This is a genomic window from Deinococcus koreensis (assembly GCF_002901445.1).
GTDB classification, from domain to species: Bacteria; Deinococcota; Deinococci; order Deinococcales; family Deinococcaceae; genus Deinococcus; species Deinococcus koreensis.
Genome location: NZ_PPPD01000001.1, coordinates 1,690,483 through 1,708,969 on the forward strand (window position 1 = coordinate 1,690,483; position 18,487 = coordinate 1,708,969).

The window sequence follows — 18,487 nt, forward strand, 5'->3', positions numbered from 1 at the left end:
CGCCACATCCCGTGACAGGAGCAGGGATGGTCGCGCCCAGCTGATATCGAATTCGAACGATTCCAATCTCTGCCCTGGGAAGATCGGCAGAGATGTTCATCGTCCCACTCGGTATGGAACTCATCCTCGCTTGGCTCGGGTTCGTCCCCTACCCACCTTCGTCCCGGCTGAGTTCAACCCGCCAGCGCCTCGGCCGGCGGGTGCAGATCGGGCAGGCGACGTTCGGAGAGCACCACCAGCAGCCAGGCCACCCCGCCCAGCGTCATGAGCAGCGCGGCCAGCCCGAACCACAGGGGCAGAGGCAACTGGTCGAGCACCGGCGAGAGCAGCAGCAGGCTCAGCGGCATGCCCAGGCTGGAGACCATGCCCAGCACGCTGAAGACCCGGCCCAGGTAGTCGGCGGGCACCATCTGCTGCAGCAGGGTATTCAGCGGCGTGTTCAGGACACCGAAGCCGAAGCCCAGCGCGGCGGCGCAGGCCAGCAGGGTGCCGGTGACCGGGTGCAGCCACATCACCGCAAACACCCCCGAGGTGAGCCCCAGTCCGGCGGCAGTGGCCCGGCGCGGCGCCAGTCGCTGGCCCAGCACGGCGATCAGCGCCCCCGACAGCAGCATCCCGGCACTTTCCAGCGCCAGGAAGGTGCCGTAGCCCTGCGCGCCGGCGCCCAGCGACTCCATCAGCTTGGGCGTCACGACCATCAGCGGGGCCAGGGTGGCGTTCAGCACCAGCCCGATCAGCGGCGTGAACATCAGCGTGCGCGAGCGGCGCATGAGGCGCAGGCCGTCCAGCAGGTCGCCGAACAGGGACGGGCGCGGGCCGCTGGGCACCGCCCGGGCAGGCAGCCGCACCAGCAGCAGCAGGGCCGCCATGATCAGAAAGCTGAGGCCGTCGAGCACGATGGCGGCGGCGGGCGAGAAGCTCGCCACGATCCAGCCGCCGGCCAGGGTGCCTGCCAGCCACGCGCCCTGACCGGCGCCGCCCAGCAGGCCGTTGGCGCGGGCCAGCTCCTGGGGCGGCACCAGCGCCGGCACCGCCGCGCCGCCCGCCGGCTGGGCGAAGATGTTCGCCAGACCGGTCAGCAGGGCCGCGCCGTTGACCAGCCACAGCGGCACCTCGCCCCAGGCCAGCGCCAGCCCGCCCACCAGCAGCTGCAGCGCGCCGCGCGCCACGTCCGCCCCGATCAGTGGCAGCTTCAGGTTCACGCGGTCGACCCAGGCGCCGGCCAGCGGCATCAGCAGGTGGGGGGCCAGCGAGCAGGCCAGGGTCAGCGCCATCTTCCCCGCCGAGCCCGTCTGGTGCAGCACCAGGAAGCTCAGGGCGATGCCCGCCAGCGCGCTGCCGAACTGCGACTGGGCGCTGCCGATCAGCCAGATCACGAAGGAGCGGTTCCACAGGTGGGGGGGCATACGCCGAGTGTGGGTCAGGTCTACCTGAAGAGAAACGCCTGAATTGAGGTAGAGCGGTTCTATGCTGCCGGTATGGAAGCGGCCGGTGTAGAACCTCCCGCCCGGGTCGCCGATGCCCGGCAGGCCGCGCTGCTGCTGGACGTGGGCCTGCGCCCCCTGCTGGGGCTGCTGATGAAGGCGCCGCGCAGCGTGAGCGAGCTGGCGGCCGAACTGGGGGTGAACCCGAACCGGGCGCAGTATCTGGTGGGCCGACTCCACACGGCCGGGGTGGCCCGCGTCGGCAGCGTGCAGCCGCGCGCCGGCCGCGCTGTGCGGCGCTACGCCGTCCACGGGCGCTGGTTCATCCCCTTCGAGGTCACCGGGGCGGAGACCCTGGAAGCCTTCCTGGCCGCGCAACTGGTGCCACGTATCGAACAGATGGTGAACCTGACCGTGCAGGTCATGCGCGGGCACAGCGACGGCTGGGGGTACTGGCTGCAGGCGAGTGAGGCCGGCGGCAGCCTGCGCGCCGGGAATGCCGACGATACGGCTGCCGATCTCTTCGACGGTTCCACACCTCTGCTGGCGAACATCAACACCCTGACCCTCGCGCCGGCCCAGGCGCAGCAGTTCAAGGCCCGACTGCTGGAACTGTTTCAGGAATTCGAGGCCAAAGAGACGCCCGGCGCCGACCCCTACAGCCTGGCGATCCTGCTGGTACGCGGCGAGGTGCGCTGAGAGATCGAGCGCTGAGGCCCCATACCGTGCCCTCCATGCAGTGCGCCGCCTTCCCCTTTGGCAGAATGCCCGGCATGAGTCTGTATGACGTCGCCATCGTCGGGGCCGGGCCGGTCGGTCTGGCGGCCGCCATCGCCTGCAAACGCGCGGGCCTGAGTTACGTGGTGCTGGAGAAGGGCTGCGTGGTGAACGCCATCTTCGAATACCCCACCTACATGACCTTTTTCACCACCGCCCCGGAACTGGAGATCGGCAACCACCCGATGGTGACCGGGCATGACAAGCCGGACCGGCGCGACGCGCTGATGTACTACCGGCTGGTCACCCAGCGCGAGGCGCTGGACGTCGAGCAGTACACCGAGGTCACGGGTCTGCACGCCGCGCCCGCCGGCTTCACGCTGGAGATCGAGAAACGCGACGGCACGCCCGGTGTGGTCGAGGCCCGCCGCGTGGTCGTGGCGACCGGCTACTACGACCACCCGCTGCACCTGGGCATTCCCGGTGAGGACGGGCAGAACGTGAGCCACTACTACAGCGAGGCCCACCCCTTCATGGGCCTGGACGTGACCGTGATCGGTGCCGGGAACTCGGCCGCCGACGCCGCCCTGGATCTGTGGCGCGGCGGCGCGAACGTGACGATGGTCGTGCGTGCCCCCGAACTGAAGTCCACCATCAAGTACTGGGTACGGCCCGATCTGGAGAACCGCATCAAGGAAGGCAGCGTCGCCGCGCAGTTCAACTCGCGGGTGGTCGAGATCCATCCGGAGCACGTGACCGTGCAGCGTGAGGACGGCACGACCTGGGATCTCCCCACCCACTACACCTTCGCCCTGACCGGCTACCGGCCCGATCTGTCGTTCCTGTCCGGGCTGGCGCTGGCGACGCACCCCGACGAGTGCCTGGTGCTCAGCGAGCACTACGAGAGCTCCGTGCCCGGGCTGTTCGTGGCGGGCAGCGCCGGCTTCGCCGGCAAGACCAATCAGGTGTTCATCGAGAACGGCCGTTTCCACGCCGATCTCGCAGTGGCCGAGATCGTGCGGCAGCTGAGGGGACAGGAGCAGCTGGCAGGCGTCTGACCTGGGCAGTGGTTCCGTCCGCTGACCCGGCCGGGTAGAGTGTAATACATCTTACGATCTTCTTTCTTCTCACCTGGCTGGCAACCATCCACATCGTCCCTTAGCTTACCTTCGGGTCAGTTGGGTCTGGCCGGACGGCCGGGCGGGAGGGTGGCATGAGTGGAGAGCGCGTCGGGCGGCGAACCGTACTGAAAGCGGGGGTACTCGCCACCGTGCCGGCCGTGCTGGCGCGCGCCGAGAGCGCCCCCCCGGCGCCTGCGAAGGCGGCTGCCCCGGCCTTCTCCCGCCCGCCGCTGGGCGTGATCGTGCTCTCGCGGCTGGGCTTCGGGAGCACCCCGGACGACCTGCAGGCCTTCCGGAAGCTGGGCGCCGACGACGCGGCCCGGCTGACCCGCTGGCTGGACGCCCAGCTCAGCCCCGGCGAACTGGACGACCGGGGCTGCGAGGAGCGGCTGGGGGGACTGGACAGCCTGAAGGAGTCCCTGCCCGACCTCTGGAAGACCTACTACCGGGGGGCGCCGGAGGGCGAGCGCAAGTACGAGGTGATCTGGCAGCCGACGGTCGAGACGCGGCTGGCGGTGCTGACCCGCATGGTCTACAGCCGCCGCCAGCTGCACGAGGTCGTGACCGGCTTCTGGCGCGACCACTTCAACGTGCATCCCGACAAGGACGAGCGCATCCCGGCGCTGCTGCCCCACTACGACGCCACGCTGCGGCGTCACGCGCTGGGCAGCTTCCGGACGCTGCTGGGGGCCGTGGCCCACCACCCGGTCATGCTGTACTACCTCGACAACGCCAGCTCCACGCGCGCCGGCCCCAACGAGAACTACGCCCGCGAGCTGTTCGAGCTGCACACGCTGGGCGCCGAACATTACCGGGGGGTCGGCCGCCAGAGCGCCGTGCCGCGTGTCGGGGGCGTGCCGGGCGGCTATGTCGATGACGACGTGTACGAGGCCACGCGGGTGCTCACCGGCTGGCGCACGGCCGACGACCCCGACAGCACCTTCGGCGACGGCGGCGGCTTCGCCTTCGATCCCCAGGGCCACGACCGTTTCCAGAAGACCGTGCTGGGCCACTATTTCCCGCCCAACGGCGGCGAGCAGGAGGGCGAGGTGCTGCTCGACCTGCTGGCGGCCCACCCGGGCACGGCGCGGCATGTGGCCCTGAAGCTGGCCCGCCGGCTGATCACCGAGACCCCGCCTCCCGAACTGGTCGAGGGCGCGGCTCAGGTGTTCCTCAAAGCCCGCAAGGCGCCGGATCAGCTGGCCCAGGTGGTGCGCTTCCTGGCCGCCTCGGACGCCTTCCGCACGAGCTGGGGCGAGCGGCTGCGGCGGCCGCTGGACGCGCTGGCCGCCACCATGCGGGTGCTCGGGAGCGACCTGCAGGCCCGGCCCGGCGAGTTCTGGCCGCCCGGCTGGCTGGGCCAGGAGGTCTACGACTGGCGGCCTCCCAACGGGGCCCCGGATCGCCGCGCGGCGTGGAGCGGCTCGGGTCACCTGCTGCGGCGCTGGACGATGGCCCGAGCCCTGAGCGGCAACTGGTGGAAGGAGGTGCGCAGCGACGTGCCGGGCGCCACCCCGCCGCACCTGAAGACCCCGCTGGAACTGGCCGACCACTGGGCCGTGCGCGTGCTGGGCCAGCCGCTCCCTCCAGGCAGCCGTGCGGTCGTGGCCCGGCAGCTCGCCGCCGGAGGAGAGATCACGGCGCCCCTGAGCCCCGAACAGATCCGCGAGCGCCTGCCCGACGCCGTGGCCTTCGTGCTGATGACCCCTGAGGCCCTGGTCAGCTAGCGGTTCACGCTCGGGCCGCGGTGACCGCCCGCGACCCGACGACAGCTCAAGACGACACCGTGCCGGACGAGGAGGATCGCCCCTATGCAGACCAACCGACGTGGATTCCTGATGGGCTGTTCGGCCGCCATCGCGGCGCTCAGCGGGGCGCGGCTGGGCACGCTGGCCCTGGCCGCGCCCGACGCCGGCAACGGACACGCGCTGGTGGTGCTGTTCCTGCGCGGCGGCTGGGACGCCCTGAACGTGCTGCCCCCCCTGGACGGCCCCGACCGGGGCATCTACGAGGCTGCGCGGCCCGGCCTGAAACTGCCGCGCAGCGGCGAGCGGGCGGCCCTGCCCCTGGGCGACCAGTTCGGGCTGCACCCGGCGATGGCCCCGCTGCGCGAGCTGTATCAGGCCGGAGCGCTGGGGCTGGTCACCGCCACCGGCCTGACCGGCGAGACCCGCAGCCACTTCGACGCCATGGACTTCATCGAGCGCGGCTCCTCCGGCGAGGTCGGCCTGGGGCCCCTGGGCGACGGCTGGCTGGCCCGCCACCTCGCCAGCGCGCCGGGAGCGGCGGGCGGGGTGGACGTGCTCTCGCCGGCGCTGAGCGTGGGCGGCAGCCCCGCCGCCTCGCTGCGCGGTCAGGACGCGCTGGCCCTGCAGGACGCCGGAGACTTCCGACTCGACGATTCTCCCGAGGGCCGGCGCTGGCTGGAGGAGGCGCTCTCGGGCCTGTACCGGGGCGAGAGCTGGCTTCACCGCGCGGGCCAGCACACCCTGCGCGACCTGCGGATGATCGCCGGAGCGCAGCTCGCCGCGCCCAAGGGGTATCCCGACAGCGAACTCGGCCACAGCCTGGGCACGGTGGCCCAGATCCTGCGGGCCGGGCTGGGCGTGCGGGTCGCCACGGTGGACTTCGGCGGCTGGGACACCCACGAATACCAGGGGGACGGCGGGCAGGGCCACCTCGCGGAACTGCTGGGCGAACTGAGCACGGCCCTGCACGCCTTCTGGGCCGACGTCTCGGGCGCCGGCCTGGGCGGCAGGGTCACGGTGATCGTGCAGAGCGAGTTCGGGCGCCGGCTCACCCAGAACGCCTCGGGCGGCACCGACCACGGCCACGGCGGCCTGAGCCTGCTGCTGGGGGCCGGGGTGAAGGGCGGCCGGATCCACGGACGCTGGCCCGGGCTCGCTCCGGGCGCGCTCTACGACGGCGCCGATCTCGCCGTGACCACCGACTACCGGCAGGTGCTGGGCGAGGTGCTGGGCGGCCCCGCAGGCAATCCCCACCTGGACAAGGTGTTTCCGGGCTTCAAGGCCGGCCCGGCGCTGGGTGTGGTGAACGGGCCGGCGGCCGGGGGCTGAACGTACCTGCCGTCCCGGATCCGCGAAGGACGGGGCCGGGTGCTGTCCGGGCGGGCCCACACCTCGGGCGCCCTGGGTGAAGGGCGGCCCGGCCACGCTTCACTGTTGCCGCCTGCCTGCGTGGGATACTCCGAACCATGAATTCGCGTTCTTTGCGGGCCCTGGGCCTTGGAGTGCTGCTGCTCCAGGCCGGTCTGGCCCAGTCAACCAGTCTGGCCCAGTCGTCGAGCCTGGCGCAGTCGTCCACTCCGGTCATTCCGGCCCTGCCCCCGGCTCCCGGCGCACCCACCGAGCCCGCCCCCCCACCCGTGCCGGTGGAACCTGCGCCCGTCGAACCTGCACCGGTCGAACCGGAACCCGTCGAACCGGCTCCAGCTGAACCGGTGCCCGCCGAACCAGTGCCGGCCGCGCCCGTGCCGCAGCCCCCCCCCGAGCCGCCCAGGCCCGAGATCACCGTGCCGGCCCCCAAGGTCACGGCGCCGCTGCTGATCAATGTGGAAGCCGCCTGGCCCGCCCTCGTCGGCGGCAAGAAGACCACGGTGCCCTTCACGCGCACCCTGACCATTCCCGGCCCCCGGGTCGCGCAGCTCCGCCAGCGCGGCGCCATCACGCCGAGCCTGGAGGCCGACCTGAAGGCCTTCATCGCCGGACTGCCCCTCAGCGCCCAGGACGCCCGCTTCGAGGAACTCTGGGATGGCTGGGCGGTCGTGCAGCGCAACGGCCTGCGGATCGATGAAGCGCGCACCCGCGACAATGTGCTGGCGGCCCTCCTGAACCCCAGGGCGATCAAGGTGAACGTCGTGGTCACCGGCCAGAGCGCCCCGAAACGCACGCTGGACTTCTTCCTGAGCAGGGGCATCACGGCCCACCTGAACACGGGCGAGACCAACTACTACGGCAGCAGCCCGGCGCGGATGACCAACATCCATGTCGGCGCCAGCCACTTCAAGGATCGTCTGCTGGACGCCAGCGCGGTCTCCTTCAACCAGATGGTCGGGCCGGTGAGCCTGAAGACGGGCTTCGTGACCGGTCTGGTGATCGCCGGCGAGCGCACGGCCGACGGGGTGGGCGGCGGCATCTGCCAGGTCAGCACCACCGTGTTCCGAACCCTGTACGGCGCCGGGCTGCCCATCCTGCAGCGGCAGAACCACTCCTATCAGGTGCATTACTACGACCCCCAGGGACTGGACGCCACCATCTACCAGCCCACCCTGGATCTGCGCTTCCGGAACGACACGGGCGGCGCTCTGTGGTTCCAGGCCGACTGGAACGACGAGGAATCCCGGCTGAGCATCAGCGTGTTCGGCAAGGCGCGCGACTTCACGGTGGAACTGGCCGCCCCGAAGACCCTGAGCACCACCCCCTCGCCGGCCGACCGCCTGATTCCCGACCCCTCGCTGCCGGCCGGCCAGCGCAAGCAGGTCGACTGGGCCGCGCCCGGCGCCGTCATCGAGGTCACCAGGAAGTTCGTGCGGAACGGCAAGACCTTCAAGCAGGACGTGCTGAAAAGCTCATACCGCCCCTGGCCGAACATCTATCTGGTGGCTCCGGACGTGGTGGGCGCCCGTCGCTGACGTCGGCGAATACCTCAGGAACAGATCGAGGGGAGAGGCCAGCTGGCCTCTCCCCTCCCCTGTCGGGCCTGCGCTCAATCCGCGCTGTACCCCAGGATCTCCAGAATCCGGTCGAGTTCTTCCCGGCTAGCGTAGCTGAGTTCGACCCGGCCCTTGTCCTCACCAGTGATCTTCACGCGGGTGCCGGTGCGGCGGCTGAGATCCAGCTCGACCTGGCGGTAGGCGCGCGGCGGGTTGACCTTGACCGGTGGCTGGGGGCGCGCCTCACGCCTGAGCCCCTCGGCCTCGCGCACGTTCAGGCCCCGGCTGCGGATCTGCTCCAGCGCCCACAGGCGATCCTTGTCCGGCTGGGCCAGGATCGCGCGGGCGTGGCCGGCGCTGATCTCTCCGCCCTCCAGCGCGTTCAGGGCCGGGTCGGGCAGGGTCAGCAGGCGCAGGGCGTTGGCGATCGTGCTGCGGCCCTTGCCCACCGCCTGGGCCACCCCCTCCTGGTTTAGCCCGTGCTCCAGCAGCGACTGGTAGGCCCGCGCCTCTTCCAGCGGCCCCAGATCCTCGCGCTGCAGGTTCTCGATGATGGCGATTTCCAGCGCTTCCCGGTCGGCCAGGTCACGGATGATCACCGGCAGCTCGGTCAGCCCGGCCAGCTGACTGGCCCGCCAGCGCCGCTCGCCCGCCACGATCTCGAAGGACTCGCCACGCGGGCGCACCAGCAGCGGCTGCAGGACGCCTTTCTCGCGGATGCTCTGGGCCAGCTCCGCCAGCGACGAGGGTTCGAACACCTGCCGGGGCTGGTAGGCCGCCTGCACGATGCGCTCGATCTTCAGCGACTGCACCTGAGGGCCGACCGGGCCCGCCTCCGTCACCGGGCGGGCGAGCAGCGCCTCCAGGCCCCGCCCCAGACTAGATTTTTTCGACACGCTGCAGCACCTCCTCGGCCAGTCGCTTGTAGGCCGCCGCGCCGCTCGACAGGGGCGCGAAGGCGTTGATGGGCTTGGCGAAGCTGGGCGCCTCGGACAGCCGGACGTTGCGCGGCACGACGGACCAGAAGACCAGCTCCCCGAAGTGCTGGCGCACCATCGTCTCGACCTCCTGCGACAGGTTGGTGCGGCCGTCGAACATGGTGAGCACCACGCCCAGCACCTTCAGCCGGGGATTGAGGCCGCCCTGCACCCGCTCGATGGTTTCCATCAACCCGGCGAGGCCCTCCAGGGCGTAATACTCCGCCTGCAGCGGAATAAGCAGCGCTTCGGCCGCCGCCAGGACGTTCACGGTGAGCGGTCCCAGGCTGGGCGGGGCGTCGATGATCACGAGGTCGTAACCATGGACGCTTGCCAGCAGGCGTCCCAGCGCGTCCGGATCCTCCGAGAGTTCCACCCCGGCGCCGGCCAGATCCGGGGTGGAGGGCAGGACGTCCAGCCCCTTCTGGGCGGTGGGCCGGACGAACTCGGCCACGCGCGAGGGATCGCCCAGGGCCTCGTAGAGCCCCTGTTCGGCGCCGCGCAGGCCCAGCCCGCTGGTCGCGTTGCCCTGAGGATCCATGTCGAGCAGGAGCACCCGGCGTCCTCCGGCGGCGAGGTAGGCGGCCAGGTTCACCGCTGTGGTGGTCTTGCCCACGCCACCCTTCTGGTTGACAATCCCGAGTGCTTTCAAAGAATCACCGTCACTTTGCATCCCAGAATAACGGTTGCTGCGCCGGAATGCCTTCGCGGCGGGGGTAGCGCTCAGGGGTAGGGCGGGTCTTCTCCACCGTCACCAGGGTGCGCCCGTCGCCCAGGATCGGCAGGGCGAAGGGATCGACGTCCACGACCCGTCCGCCGACCTCGTGGGCGGCGCGCCCACCGGCCTCCAGCTCATCCGCCTCGATCGGCCCCTTCTGCGCCACCAGCAGGCCGCCAACCCGCAGCAGCGGAAGGGCGAGTTCGACCAGCACCGGCAGCGCCGCCACGGCCCGCACCACCACCCGGTCGTACCGGGCGCGGTGGGCGGGTTCTCGGGCCAGGGTCTCGGCCCGGCCGACCAGTGGAGTCACGTTCGGCAGCTCCAGGGCCTGCGCCGTTGCTCTCACGAAATCGATCTTCTTGCGGATGGAGTCGACCGGCGTCAGGGTCAGTCCGGGTCGCAGGATCGCCAGCGGCAGCGCCGGGAACCCGGCACCGGTGCCCAGATCCACGACCCGCAGGGGCCCCTTCAGATACCCACCCCGCAGACAGGTGGCCGAGTCGACGAAGTGCTTGAGGACGATGTCGGCCTCGGACTTCAGGGCCGTGAGGTTGAGCCGGCGGTTGCCCTCCTGCAGCAGGTCGAGGAGCCGTCCGAAGGCCTGCTCCATGTCCGCAGTCAGGTCGAGTTCCAGGCTCGCCAGGCCCTCGCGCAGCAGGCGCTCTCCCTCTGGCGTCACAGGCCATACCTCGCCTTCATGTCCTGATAGCGCTCCGAGACATGGGCATCGATGTCGGCCAGCGGCAGGGCGTCCAGCAGGGGCACCAGGGTGTCCCGCAGCAGCCCGCCCCGCACCATCCATTGGTAATAGCTCCGGCCTCCGTGCGTGTAGGGACCGTACAGCTTGGAACCCGGGCACAGCCGAACCAGGGTGTGGAACAGCTGCTGATGTCGCGTGTGCATCCGCACGGTGATCTGCGGTTGTTTGCCGTCGCCTCCGAAGTGCCCCTCCCCGATCAGCACTCCCAGCAGCAGGCCTCGTTCAAATGCGTCCAAGGAAACCTCCGTGTTGTTTCACCGTCAAGTTTCCCGTGAAACATCTTCAGGGTCAAGTCTGGTGTCGCACGCCTCAAGCTTCTTGTTTCACCGTCAAGTTTCCCGTGAAACACCCCTGCGCTTGAGGTGCACCAGCAGCGCGCTGATATCGGCGTGCCGCACGCCGGGAATGCGCGCGGCCTGGGCCACCGTCGGGGGCCGGTGCCGGAGCAGCTTCTCCCGTGCCTCCAGAGACAACCCCTCCAGGCTGGAGAAATCCAACTCCGTCAGGCTCAGGCCCTGGGCCCGCGCTTCAGAGGCCAGCTGCAGTTCGGCGCGGTCGATATACCCCTGGTACTTCACCCGGATCTCCAGGGCCTCCCGCTCGGCCGCGTCCAGGGCAGGCAGACGGATGCCCAACGCCTCCACGTCGCCCAGACGGAATTCCGGGCGTCTCAGCCAGGCGTCGCCGGTCTGTCCCTGAATGCGCTGCGAGGCCAGGGACAGACGGGCCTGCTCGACCCGCTCGTACTTCTGCTCCACCCTCCGCAGTTCAGCCTCGTCCACCAGACCCAGGTCATACCCCGTCCGGGTCAGCCGCTCATCGGCGTTGTCCTGCCGCACCAGCAGGCGGTGTTCCACGCGGCTGGTCATCATCCGGTAGGGCTCGTCGCTGCCCTTGAACACCAGATCGTCCAGCAGCACTCCCAGGTAGCCGCAGCCCCGCTCGAACACGGGCGACGACCCCCCGGTGGCGCGGCGTGCGGCGGCGACGCCGGCGACCAGCCCCTGGGCTGCCGCCTCCTCGTAACCGCTGGTGCCATTGATCTGCCCGGCGGTGAACACCCCCGGCATCACCCGCGATTCCAGATTCAGGGTCAGCTCAGTGGAATCGACCACGTCGTATTCCACGGCGTAGGCGTAGCGCTGGATGACCGCCTGTTCGAAGCCCGGCAGGGTTCTGACCAGGGCGTCCTGCAGGTGGGGAGGCAACGACGAACTGAAACCCTGGAGGTACACCTCACTGGTCTGGATACCGTCCGGCTCGACGAACAGCAGGTGTCGGTCGTGGTGGGCGAAGCGGACGACCTTGTCCTCAATGCTGGGGCAGTACCGTGGCCCGAGGCCCTCGATGTCTCCGGCATACATCGGGGACTCGTGGAGATTGTCGTGGATGAGCTGGTGCGTCTCGGGCGTGGTGTGGGTCTGCCAGGTGGGGGACTCGGTGGCGCGTGGCCCAGGCGTTCCGGTGAATCCACGGGGCAGGGGATCGGCCGGAATCTCCAGCAGATCCTGAAACCGCACGGAATCGGCACGGACGCGGGGCGGGGTGCCGGTCTTGTACCGCTTGAGCACATGACCCGCGCGGGACAGGGGAGAGGAGAGGAAGCGCGAAGGCGGCTCTCCCTGGCGGCCCTCCGGACGCGACTGTCGCCCATACCAGGCCAGCCCCCGCATGAAGGTGCCGGCGGCGATCACCACGCTGCGGGTCGCGAAGCGGCGACCGTCGGTGGTGACGACGATCCAGCCGCCCTGCCCGTCCGGCTCCAGATCGGCCGCCTCACCCCGCAGGATCTCCAGCCCAGGGTGCCCGAGAATGACGTCCTGGGCGTGCTCCGCGTAGGCGTCCCGTTCATTCTGAACCCGCAGGGACTGTACCGCCGGGCCCTTGCTGGCGTTGAGCACCCGGGTATGGATCGCCGTGGCATCGGCCAGCCGGCCCATCAGCCCGCCGAGCGCCTGCACCTCGAACACCAGCTGGCTCTTGCCCGGCCCGCCCACGGCAGGGTTGCACGGCATCCGGCCGATGGTGGCCGGGTTGCCGATCATCAGGGCCACCCGGGACAGCTTGGCCGCCGCCCAGGCCGCCTCCAGACCAGCGTGCCCGCCACCGATTACCACCACGTCCCAGGAACTCATCTCAACCGAGCAGTGTACCCGCCCCGGGGTCGCCCAACGGTGACGCTGCTTGCTCCCTGGGGCGGGTGCAGCGGGAAGCGAGGCGGTGATGCGACGAAAGGGGAGGGCCGCAGCCCAAGAGACCCCCACAAGCGTTTTGACACCCGACCTATAGCACTCGGAGTGAGGGAGTGAGGAGCTGCGACCGTGGCTCTCACCGTCGACCCGCGAATGACCAGTCGAGCGTCCAGCACACAGTTCAAGGCCATTCCGTTGACCAAGCCATCCTGCCTCCGTCCAGCCATCAGAGACACCAGGGCGATATTCCTGCGACACCCTCAACCACTACAATGCCTAACAAGTGTTTTCTAGACAGATTCCTGGCGGCCCCGCGCTGGCCCACACGGCCGGGGCGCCCAGCGAGGAGGCCGCATCCCCATGATTGAACCCCACACCCCAGCCCCCATCCGCTATGTGGCGGAGGACGGCCAGGTCGTGCAGGAATTGCCCGCGACCTACACGCCGGAACTGCTGCGCGACCTGCACCACACCATGCTCCGTGCGCGCGAATTCGACCGCAAGCTGATCACCCTGCTGCGTCAGGGGCGCACCACCTTCTACGCGCAGTCGAGCGGCATGGAGGCGACCCAGGTCGGGCTCGCCCGCAGCATCCGCACCGGACACGACTGGGTCTGGCCCTACTACCGGGATCACACGCTGGGGCTGGCCCTGGGCGTGCCCATGTTCGAGCTGATCAGCCAGTGCCTGGGCACCAACTCCGACCCCAGCCGCGGGCGTCAGATGCCGCACCACTTCGCCTCGGCGCGGATGAACTTCGTCTCGGTCAGCTCCAGCATCGCCTCGCAGGTGCCGCCGGCCGCCGGCAGCGCCATGGCCCAGAAATACCTGGGCACCGACGAGATCACGGTCTGCACCTTCGGGGACGGCGCGACCAGCGAGGGCGACTGGCACGCGGGCATGAACATGGCGGGCGCCGCCGGGGCGCCATGCCTGTTCGTCTGCGAGAACAACCAGTGGGCGATCAGCACCAACCTGCGCGGACAGACGGCCAGCGAGACCATACACATCAAGGCGAAGGCCTACGGGATGCCGGGCTTCTACGTCGACGGCAACGACATCGTGGCCGTCATGGAGGTCTGCACGCACGCGGCCGACTACGTGCGCGCCGGCAACGGCCCCGCGCTGGTCGAGTGCCTGACCTACCGCGTGGGCTCGCACAGCAACGCCGACGCCGACGCCGAGAAGAGCTACCGCACGCGCGACGAGGTGGACGAGTGGCTGGGCCGCGACCCGATCGTCCGCCTGGAGAAGCTGCTGGAGGGCCTGGGGCAGCCTATCGGCGCCGAGGAGCGGGCCGACCTGATCGCCCGGACGCACCGCGAGGTCGACGAGCACGTGCTGGCTGCCGAGGCCACCGGCTCGCCGGACTGGCGGATCATCTTCGAGGACGTGTACTCCGACCTGCCCAGCCACCTGCGCGACCAGGCGGCGGCGCTGCGCTCGGAGATGGAGGGCGCCGCGTCCCAGGGAGCGCGGGCATGACCGCCACGCAGGAACGGCAGGCGGCCCAGGGCACGGGAGAGCCCCGCGTCATCAACCTCATTCAGGCGGTGACCGAGGCGCTGGCCGAGGAACTGGAACGCGACTCGCGGGTGGTGCTGTTCGGCGAGGACGTGGGCGCACGCGGCGGCGTCTTCATGGCGACTGCCGGCCTACAACAGCGCTTCGGCAAGACGCGGGTGTTCGACACCCCGCTCTCGGAGGCGAGCATCGTGGGGGCGGCGGTCGGGATGGCGGCGCGCGGGCTGCGGCCCATCGCGGAGATCCAGTTCGCCGATTACATGGGGCCAGGCTTCGACCAGATCATCTCCCAGGCGGCCAAGCTGCGCTACCGCAGCGGCGGGCAGTTCACGGCGCCGCTGGTGATCCGCACGCCCTCGGGCGGCGGGGTCAAGGGTGGGCACCACCACAGCCAGAGCCCGGAGAGCTACTACACCCACACGCCGGGCCTGAAGGTCGTGATGCCCAGCACGCCCTACGACGCCAAGGGGCTGCTCAAGGCCGCCATCCGCTCCGACGACCCGGTGATCTTCTTCGAGCCCAAGCGGCTGTACCGCGCCGCCAAGGGCGAGGTGCCGGGCCACGACTACACCGTGAAGATCGGCGAGGCCGCCATTCGCCGCGAGGGCCAGGATCTCAGCCTGATCGGGTACGGCGGCGTGATGCCCGATCTGGAGAAGGCGGCGGACGCCCTCGCGGCCGAGGGGATCAGCGCCGAGGTGATCGACCTGCGCTCGCTGGTGCCCTGGGATCAGGATCTGGTCGTGGGCTCGGTGCAGAAGACCGGCCGCGCCGTGCTGGTCAGCGAGGCGCCGCGCATCTCGAACTTCATGGGCGAGGTGGCCTACGTGATCCAGGAGCAGGCCTTCGATTCGCTGCTCTCCCCGGTCGGGCAGGTGGCGGGCTTCGACACCCCGTACCCGTATGTGCAGGACAAGGTCTACCTGCCGGGCGCCAACCGGATCCTGGCGGCCTGTGTAAAGGTGCTGAACTACTGATGCCCGGACACCAGACACACACCCCTTTGAGCCCCACCGTCCCACCAGGGGAGGGGAGAGGGGCATGAAGCCTGACCTCTCCCGCATGGTGATGGGGCCGGTGGGGCTGGCCCTGGGCTTCGGCCTGTATGCCAGTGTGGGCAAGCTGGCCGAGCCCTGGCAGAGCCTGCTCATCGGCGGCATGTTCGCCCTGCTGGGTGTGGCCGCCTTCCTGTACGCCCAGGGCGAACGCTGGATCCAGGGCCTGGGCGCCCTGCTCTTTATCTACGGCCTGCTGCGGGCCACTGTCCTGCGCTGAGCCCTTCGAGAACCGGCCCCCATTCGAGAAACGAGGTTGATGACGTGAGAGAAGTCCTGTTGCCCGAACTGGCCGAGAGTGTGGTCGAGGGAGAAATCCTCAAGTGGCTGGTGGCCGAGGGCGACCCCATCGCGCTGGAACAGCCGCTGTGCGAGGTCATGACCGACAAGGTGACCGTCGAGTTGCCCAGCCCTGTGGCGGGCGTGCTCAGCAGACGCATGGCCCAGGAAGGCGAGGTCATCGCCGTTCACGCGGTCATCGCCCTGATCGACGAGGGCGGGACTGCAGCCGCGCCCGGAGCCACGCAGGCGATCCAGGCCAGCGCGGAGAACCCGGGGACAGGCGCGGCCACCCTGCCCCCCCAGGCGCAGGAGGAGCGCGAGCAGGTGGGTCAGGAGCACATGGACACCGGCGGCAGCATCGTCGAGGCGGGGCACCTGTCCAGGGGCGCCGACGACGATTCCAGCAGCCTGTTCAAGGCGTTCGCCTCGGACGAGCAGGTCAGGGTGCAGGGGCTGGGAGAGCGCAGCGGCAGCGGGGCGCCGGGCAGTTCCACAGCCGGTACCGGTACCCTGACCCGCGCCCCGGCCCCCGGCCCGGCCGCCCGAGCCGATGGCCGCGTGCTGGCGGTTCCGGCGGCGCGGCAGCTGGCCCGCGAGTTGGGCGTGGAGCTGACCCAGGTGCAGGGCAGTGGCCCCAACGGCCGCATTCGCGTGCAGGATGTAATGTCCTACGGGCAGCAGGGGCAGGGGGGTCAAACAGGGCCGGCTCAGCAGACGGCTCCGGCGGCCGCTATTCCTCAGCCTCCAGTTATCCCCCAGACTCAGCCTTCCGTGGCGCCGGGTGCGCCCGCGTCCGGCAGAGCGGCCCCCGGCGGCCTGCCGGTCGCGCCCGTGCAGTACCGCACGCCCCGGGGCTACGAGGCGCTGGAAGACCGCGTGCCGCTGCGGGGCATGCGCCGCGCCATCAGTGCGCAGATGCAGGCCAGCCACCTCTACACGGTGCGCACCCTGACCGTGGACGAGGTGAACCTGAGCCGGCTCGTGGACTTCCGCGCCCGCGTGAAGGACGAGGCGCAGGCGGCCGGCGTGAAGCTCTCGTACCTGCCGTTCATCTTCAAGGCCGTGGCGGTGGCCCTGCGCAAATTCCCCAGCCTGAACACCTCCTTCGACGAGGCCACCCAGGAGATCGTCCAGAAGCGCTACTACAACATCGGCATGGCGGTCGCCACCGACGCGGGCCTGACGGTGCCCGTCTTGAGGGACGTGAACCACAAGAGCATCTTCAATCTGGCGCGCGAGGTCGTGGATCTGGCGGGCCGGGCGCAGGCGGGCAAGCTGCAGGCCGATGAGCTCGCGGGCAGCACCTTCAGCGTGACCAACATCGGCTCGATCGGGGCGCTGTTCTCCTTCCCGATCATCAACGTGCCGGACGCCGCCATCCTGGGGGTGCATTCCATCGTCAAGCGGCCCATCGTGGATGAGCATGACCAGATCGTGGTCGCGCACATGATGTACCTCTCGCTCTCCTTCGACCACCGGCTGGTGGACGGCGCCGAGGCCGCGCGCTTCTGCAAGGAGATCATCCGCCTGCTGGAGAACCCGGATCGCCTGATGCTCGAAGGCGTGTAGAGGGGCGCCCGGTGGCTCGCGGAGCTGATTTGATGGATGGCCGCTGGCGTCACGGACATGGACGCGACCTGAAGGCGGGGGCGCCCTTCGTCACGGTGGCGTCAGCTTGCCGGGATAGTCTGGGCCGTCAGGGAGCAGGACGACTGCTCCTGCACGGCGCTGCAGGCGGAGTCCAGCGGCCCCGCACGCACGCGCCCCTCCCACTTTCCGCCCTCCACATCAGCCTCTCGCAGGAGAACAGGTACACTCGCATGATGATCCGCCGCGCCCTCTTCACACTGACCGTCCTGGCCCTCGCCGCTCCGGCGCAGGCGCTGGAGATGATCGTGTGGGACCGTGAACTCCAGACCAAGCTGGGCGACGGCAAGAGTGTGGGCGGGAAATTCAACGTGCGGATGGTGGACAATTACGAAGGCCCGGTCGTGATCCTGTTCGCCCTGACCGACGACGAGAAGGCCCGGGGAAGCTTCCCGAACCTGAAGAGCCGGTACAACGGCCTGCTCAGCGGAGGCGAGCTGTCCCTGCAGGCCCCCGCCCAGGGCGGCGAGCGCGCGCTGAACACCACGCTGAGCCTGTCGAAGTTCCTGACCCCCTATAAGCTGACCCTGAACATCCAGCCTGCCGGGCAGTCGCTGAGCCTGCCCGGCCTGAAGGCCCCCAGCGGGCAGAGCAGGTGAGCCAGGCGGCCGACCCCGGTAGAGGAGCCGCCTGGCCGCTGAGTCCACAGGGTAGGATCGTCTCACCGAGCCCCACCCGGTTCCCCCACCCGGTCTTCGTGACCCCGACCTAAGGAGACGTCTATGCTGGCGCAGATTCTTGTTGTGGAAGACGATCCCCATCTCGGGCCGCTCCTGAAGGAGTACCTGTCGGCCGATTATCAGGTGCACCACGCCGCGACCCTGAAGGACGCGCAGGCCTGGCTGGGCACGCACACCGCGCAGCTGATCCTGCTCGACCTGAACCTCCCGGACGGCGACGGTCTGGACCTTGTGCAGGCGCTGCGGCAGTACTCCAGCACGCCGGTACTGGTGCTCTCGGCGCGCAGCGGCGTACAGGAACGCGTGCAGGGCCTGAATGCCGGCGCCGACGACTACCTGACCAAACCCTTCGCCATGCCCGAGCTGGACGCCCGGATCACCGCCCTGCTGCGCCGCACGGCGTCGGGCACCGGCGTGAACCTGGGCAACACCAGCCTGTCGACCAGCTCGCTGCTGCTCACGGTGGACGACAAGAACGTGAACCTCACCGAGCACGAGGCGCGCATTCTGGAACTGATGATGCGCACGCCCGAGCGGGTCTTTTCGCGCGCCGACATCGAGTCTCACCTCTACGGCTGGGAAACGCCCAACTCGAACTCGGTCGAGGTGCGGATCTCGCAGCTGCGCAAGAAGCTGGAAACCGCGTCCAGCGACCTGCGGATCCGCACCATCCGGAATGTCGGCTACGTCCTGCAGGCCTGAAGTGAGGGCCATG

At 69.8% G+C, this 18,487-nt stretch carries 17 protein-coding genes; 11 read left to right on the forward strand and 6 right to left on the reverse strand.

Annotated elements, in window-relative coordinates:
* Nucleotides 1-173: 173 nt before the first annotated feature.
* The gene (locus CVO96_RS08035) at nucleotides 174-1,406 is read right to left on the reverse strand and encodes an MFS transporter (protein WP_103311784.1); all 1,233 of its coding nucleotides are present in this window, start codon (nucleotides 1,404-1,406) and stop codon (nucleotides 174-176) included.
* A gap of 72 nt (nucleotides 1,407-1,478) precedes the next feature.
* Here CVO96_RS08035 and CVO96_RS08040 point away from each other — a divergent pair, with 72 nt between their 5' ends.
* From CVO96_RS08040 to CVO96_RS08060, 5 genes are all read left to right on the forward strand, one after another.
* Nucleotides 1,479-2,123, forward strand: a complete 645-nt coding sequence (locus CVO96_RS08040) for a helix-turn-helix domain-containing protein (protein ID WP_103311785.1) — start codon at nucleotides 1,479-1,481, stop codon at nucleotides 2,121-2,123.
* A 74-nt stretch (nucleotides 2,124-2,197) separates the two neighbouring features.
* Nucleotides 2,198-3,199, forward strand: a complete 1,002-nt coding sequence (locus CVO96_RS08045) for a YpdA family putative bacillithiol disulfide reductase (protein ID WP_103313363.1) — start codon at nucleotides 2,198-2,200, stop codon at nucleotides 3,197-3,199.
* A gap of 155 nt (nucleotides 3,200-3,354) precedes the next feature.
* Entirely contained in the window at nucleotides 3,355-4,989 is a 1,635-nt protein-coding gene (locus tag CVO96_RS08050; RefSeq protein WP_103311786.1) for a DUF1800 domain-containing protein, read from the forward strand.
* Nucleotides 4,990-5,073: 84 nt separating this feature from the next.
* On the forward strand, nucleotides 5,074-6,339 hold the full coding sequence (locus CVO96_RS08055) for a DUF1501 domain-containing protein (protein WP_103311787.1): 1,266 nt from the start codon (nucleotides 5,074-5,076) through the stop codon (nucleotides 6,337-6,339).
* 137 nt (nucleotides 6,340-6,476) lie between these two features.
* On the forward strand, nucleotides 6,477-7,913 hold the full coding sequence (locus CVO96_RS08060) for a VanW family protein (RefSeq protein ID WP_103311788.1): 1,437 nt from the start codon (nucleotides 6,477-6,479) through the stop codon (nucleotides 7,911-7,913).
* Nucleotides 7,914-7,987: 74 nt separating this feature from the next.
* On the opposite strand, the gene parB is transcribed toward CVO96_RS08060, so the two are convergent.
* From parB to mnmG, 5 genes are all read right to left on the reverse strand, one after another.
* Nucleotides 7,988-8,830, reverse strand: coding sequence for a ParB/RepB/Spo0J family partition protein ParB (gene parB, locus CVO96_RS08065; RefSeq protein ID WP_103311789.1), 843 nt, complete (start codon nucleotides 8,828-8,830; stop codon nucleotides 7,988-7,990).
* Nucleotides 8,814-9,563, reverse strand: a complete 750-nt coding sequence (locus tag CVO96_RS08070; protein WP_103311790.1) for a ParA family protein — start codon at nucleotides 9,561-9,563, stop codon at nucleotides 8,814-8,816. The genes parB and CVO96_RS08070 overlap by 17 nt, the downstream gene beginning before the upstream one ends.
* 10 nt (nucleotides 9,564-9,573) lie before the next feature.
* Nucleotides 9,574-10,311 (reverse strand): 16S rRNA (guanine(527)-N(7))-methyltransferase RsmG, encoded by a 738-nt coding sequence (gene rsmG / locus CVO96_RS08075; RefSeq protein WP_207795287.1) that lies wholly within the window; start codon nucleotides 10,309-10,311, stop codon nucleotides 9,574-9,576.
* Nucleotides 10,308-10,628, reverse strand: a complete 321-nt coding sequence (locus CVO96_RS21255; RefSeq protein ID WP_207795288.1) for a hypothetical protein — start codon at nucleotides 10,626-10,628, stop codon at nucleotides 10,308-10,310. The genes rsmG and CVO96_RS21255 overlap by 4 nt, the downstream gene beginning before the upstream one ends.
* A gap of 93 nt (nucleotides 10,629-10,721) precedes the next feature.
* The gene (gene mnmG / locus CVO96_RS08080; RefSeq protein ID WP_103311792.1) at nucleotides 10,722-12,527 is read right to left on the reverse strand and encodes a tRNA uridine-5-carboxymethylaminomethyl(34) synthesis enzyme MnmG; all 1,806 of its coding nucleotides are present in this window, start codon (nucleotides 12,525-12,527) and stop codon (nucleotides 10,722-10,724) included.
* 417 nt (nucleotides 12,528-12,944) lie between these two features.
* Between mnmG and CVO96_RS08085 the strand changes: the two genes are divergently transcribed.
* The 6 genes from CVO96_RS08085 (at nucleotide 12,945) to CVO96_RS08110 (ending at nucleotide 18,474) form a co-directional block, all read left to right on the forward strand.
* The gene (locus tag CVO96_RS08085; protein ID WP_103311793.1) at nucleotides 12,945-14,069 is read left to right on the forward strand and encodes a thiamine pyrophosphate-dependent dehydrogenase E1 component subunit alpha; all 1,125 of its coding nucleotides are present in this window, start codon (nucleotides 12,945-12,947) and stop codon (nucleotides 14,067-14,069) included.
* Entirely contained in the window at nucleotides 14,066-15,085 is a 1,020-nt protein-coding gene (locus CVO96_RS08090; protein ID WP_103311794.1) for an alpha-ketoacid dehydrogenase subunit beta, read from the forward strand. Before CVO96_RS08085 ends, CVO96_RS08090 begins: the two co-directional genes overlap by 4 nt.
* Before the next feature lie 64 nt (nucleotides 15,086-15,149).
* Nucleotides 15,150-15,383: a hypothetical protein gene (locus CVO96_RS08095; protein ID WP_103311795.1), complete on the forward strand. Its 234-nt coding sequence runs from the start codon at nucleotides 15,150-15,152 to the stop codon at nucleotides 15,381-15,383.
* A 44-nt stretch (nucleotides 15,384-15,427) separates the two neighbouring features.
* Complete coding sequence (locus tag CVO96_RS08100) at nucleotides 15,428-17,014, forward strand: dihydrolipoamide acetyltransferase family protein (protein WP_103311796.1); 1,587 nt, start codon at nucleotides 15,428-15,430, stop codon at nucleotides 17,012-17,014.
* A gap of 254 nt (nucleotides 17,015-17,268) precedes the next feature.
* A complete protein-coding gene (locus CVO96_RS08105; protein ID WP_103313364.1) occupies nucleotides 17,269-17,691 on the forward strand; it encodes a hypothetical protein in 423 nt (140 codons plus the stop codon).
* Between the two features lie 123 nt (nucleotides 17,692-17,814).
* Nucleotides 17,815-18,474, forward strand: a complete 660-nt coding sequence (locus CVO96_RS08110; RefSeq protein WP_103311797.1) for a response regulator transcription factor — start codon at nucleotides 17,815-17,817, stop codon at nucleotides 18,472-18,474.
* The last annotated feature ends 13 nt before the right edge of the window (nucleotides 18,475-18,487 follow it).

Bases quoted from the DNA above. Each gene is read 5' to 3' on its own strand.
- CVO96_RS08035 (WP_103311784.1), bottom strand. From the start codon at position 1,406: ATGCCCCCCCACCTGTGGAACCGCTCCTTCGTGATCTGGCTGATCGGC.
- CVO96_RS08040 (WP_103311785.1), top strand. From the start codon at position 1,479: ATGGAAGCGGCCGGTGTAGAACCTCCCGCCCGGGTCGCCGATGCCCGG.
- CVO96_RS08045 (WP_103313363.1), top strand. From the start codon at position 2,198: ATGAGTCTGTATGACGTCGCCATCGTCGGGGCCGGGCCGGTCGGTCTG.
- CVO96_RS08050 (WP_103311786.1), top strand. From the start codon at position 3,355: ATGAGTGGAGAGCGCGTCGGGCGGCGAACCGTACTGAAAGCGGGGGTA.
- CVO96_RS08055 (WP_103311787.1), top strand. From the start codon at position 5,074: ATGCAGACCAACCGACGTGGATTCCTGATGGGCTGTTCGGCCGCCATC.
- CVO96_RS08060 (WP_103311788.1), top strand. From the start codon at position 6,477: ATGAATTCGCGTTCTTTGCGGGCCCTGGGCCTTGGAGTGCTGCTGCTC.
- mnmG (WP_103311792.1), bottom strand. From the start codon at position 12,527: ATGAGTTCCTGGGACGTGGTGGTAATCGGTGGCGGGCACGCTGGTCTG.
- CVO96_RS08085 (WP_103311793.1), top strand. From the start codon at position 12,945: ATGATTGAACCCCACACCCCAGCCCCCATCCGCTATGTGGCGGAGGAC.
- CVO96_RS08090 (WP_103311794.1), top strand. From the start codon at position 14,066: ATGACCGCCACGCAGGAACGGCAGGCGGCCCAGGGCACGGGAGAGCCC.
- CVO96_RS08095 (WP_103311795.1), top strand. From the start codon at position 15,150: ATGAAGCCTGACCTCTCCCGCATGGTGATGGGGCCGGTGGGGCTGGCC.
- CVO96_RS08105 (WP_103313364.1), top strand. From the start codon at position 17,269: ATGATCCGCCGCGCCCTCTTCACACTGACCGTCCTGGCCCTCGCCGCT.
- CVO96_RS08110 (WP_103311797.1), top strand. From the start codon at position 17,815: ATGCTGGCGCAGATTCTTGTTGTGGAAGACGATCCCCATCTCGGGCCG.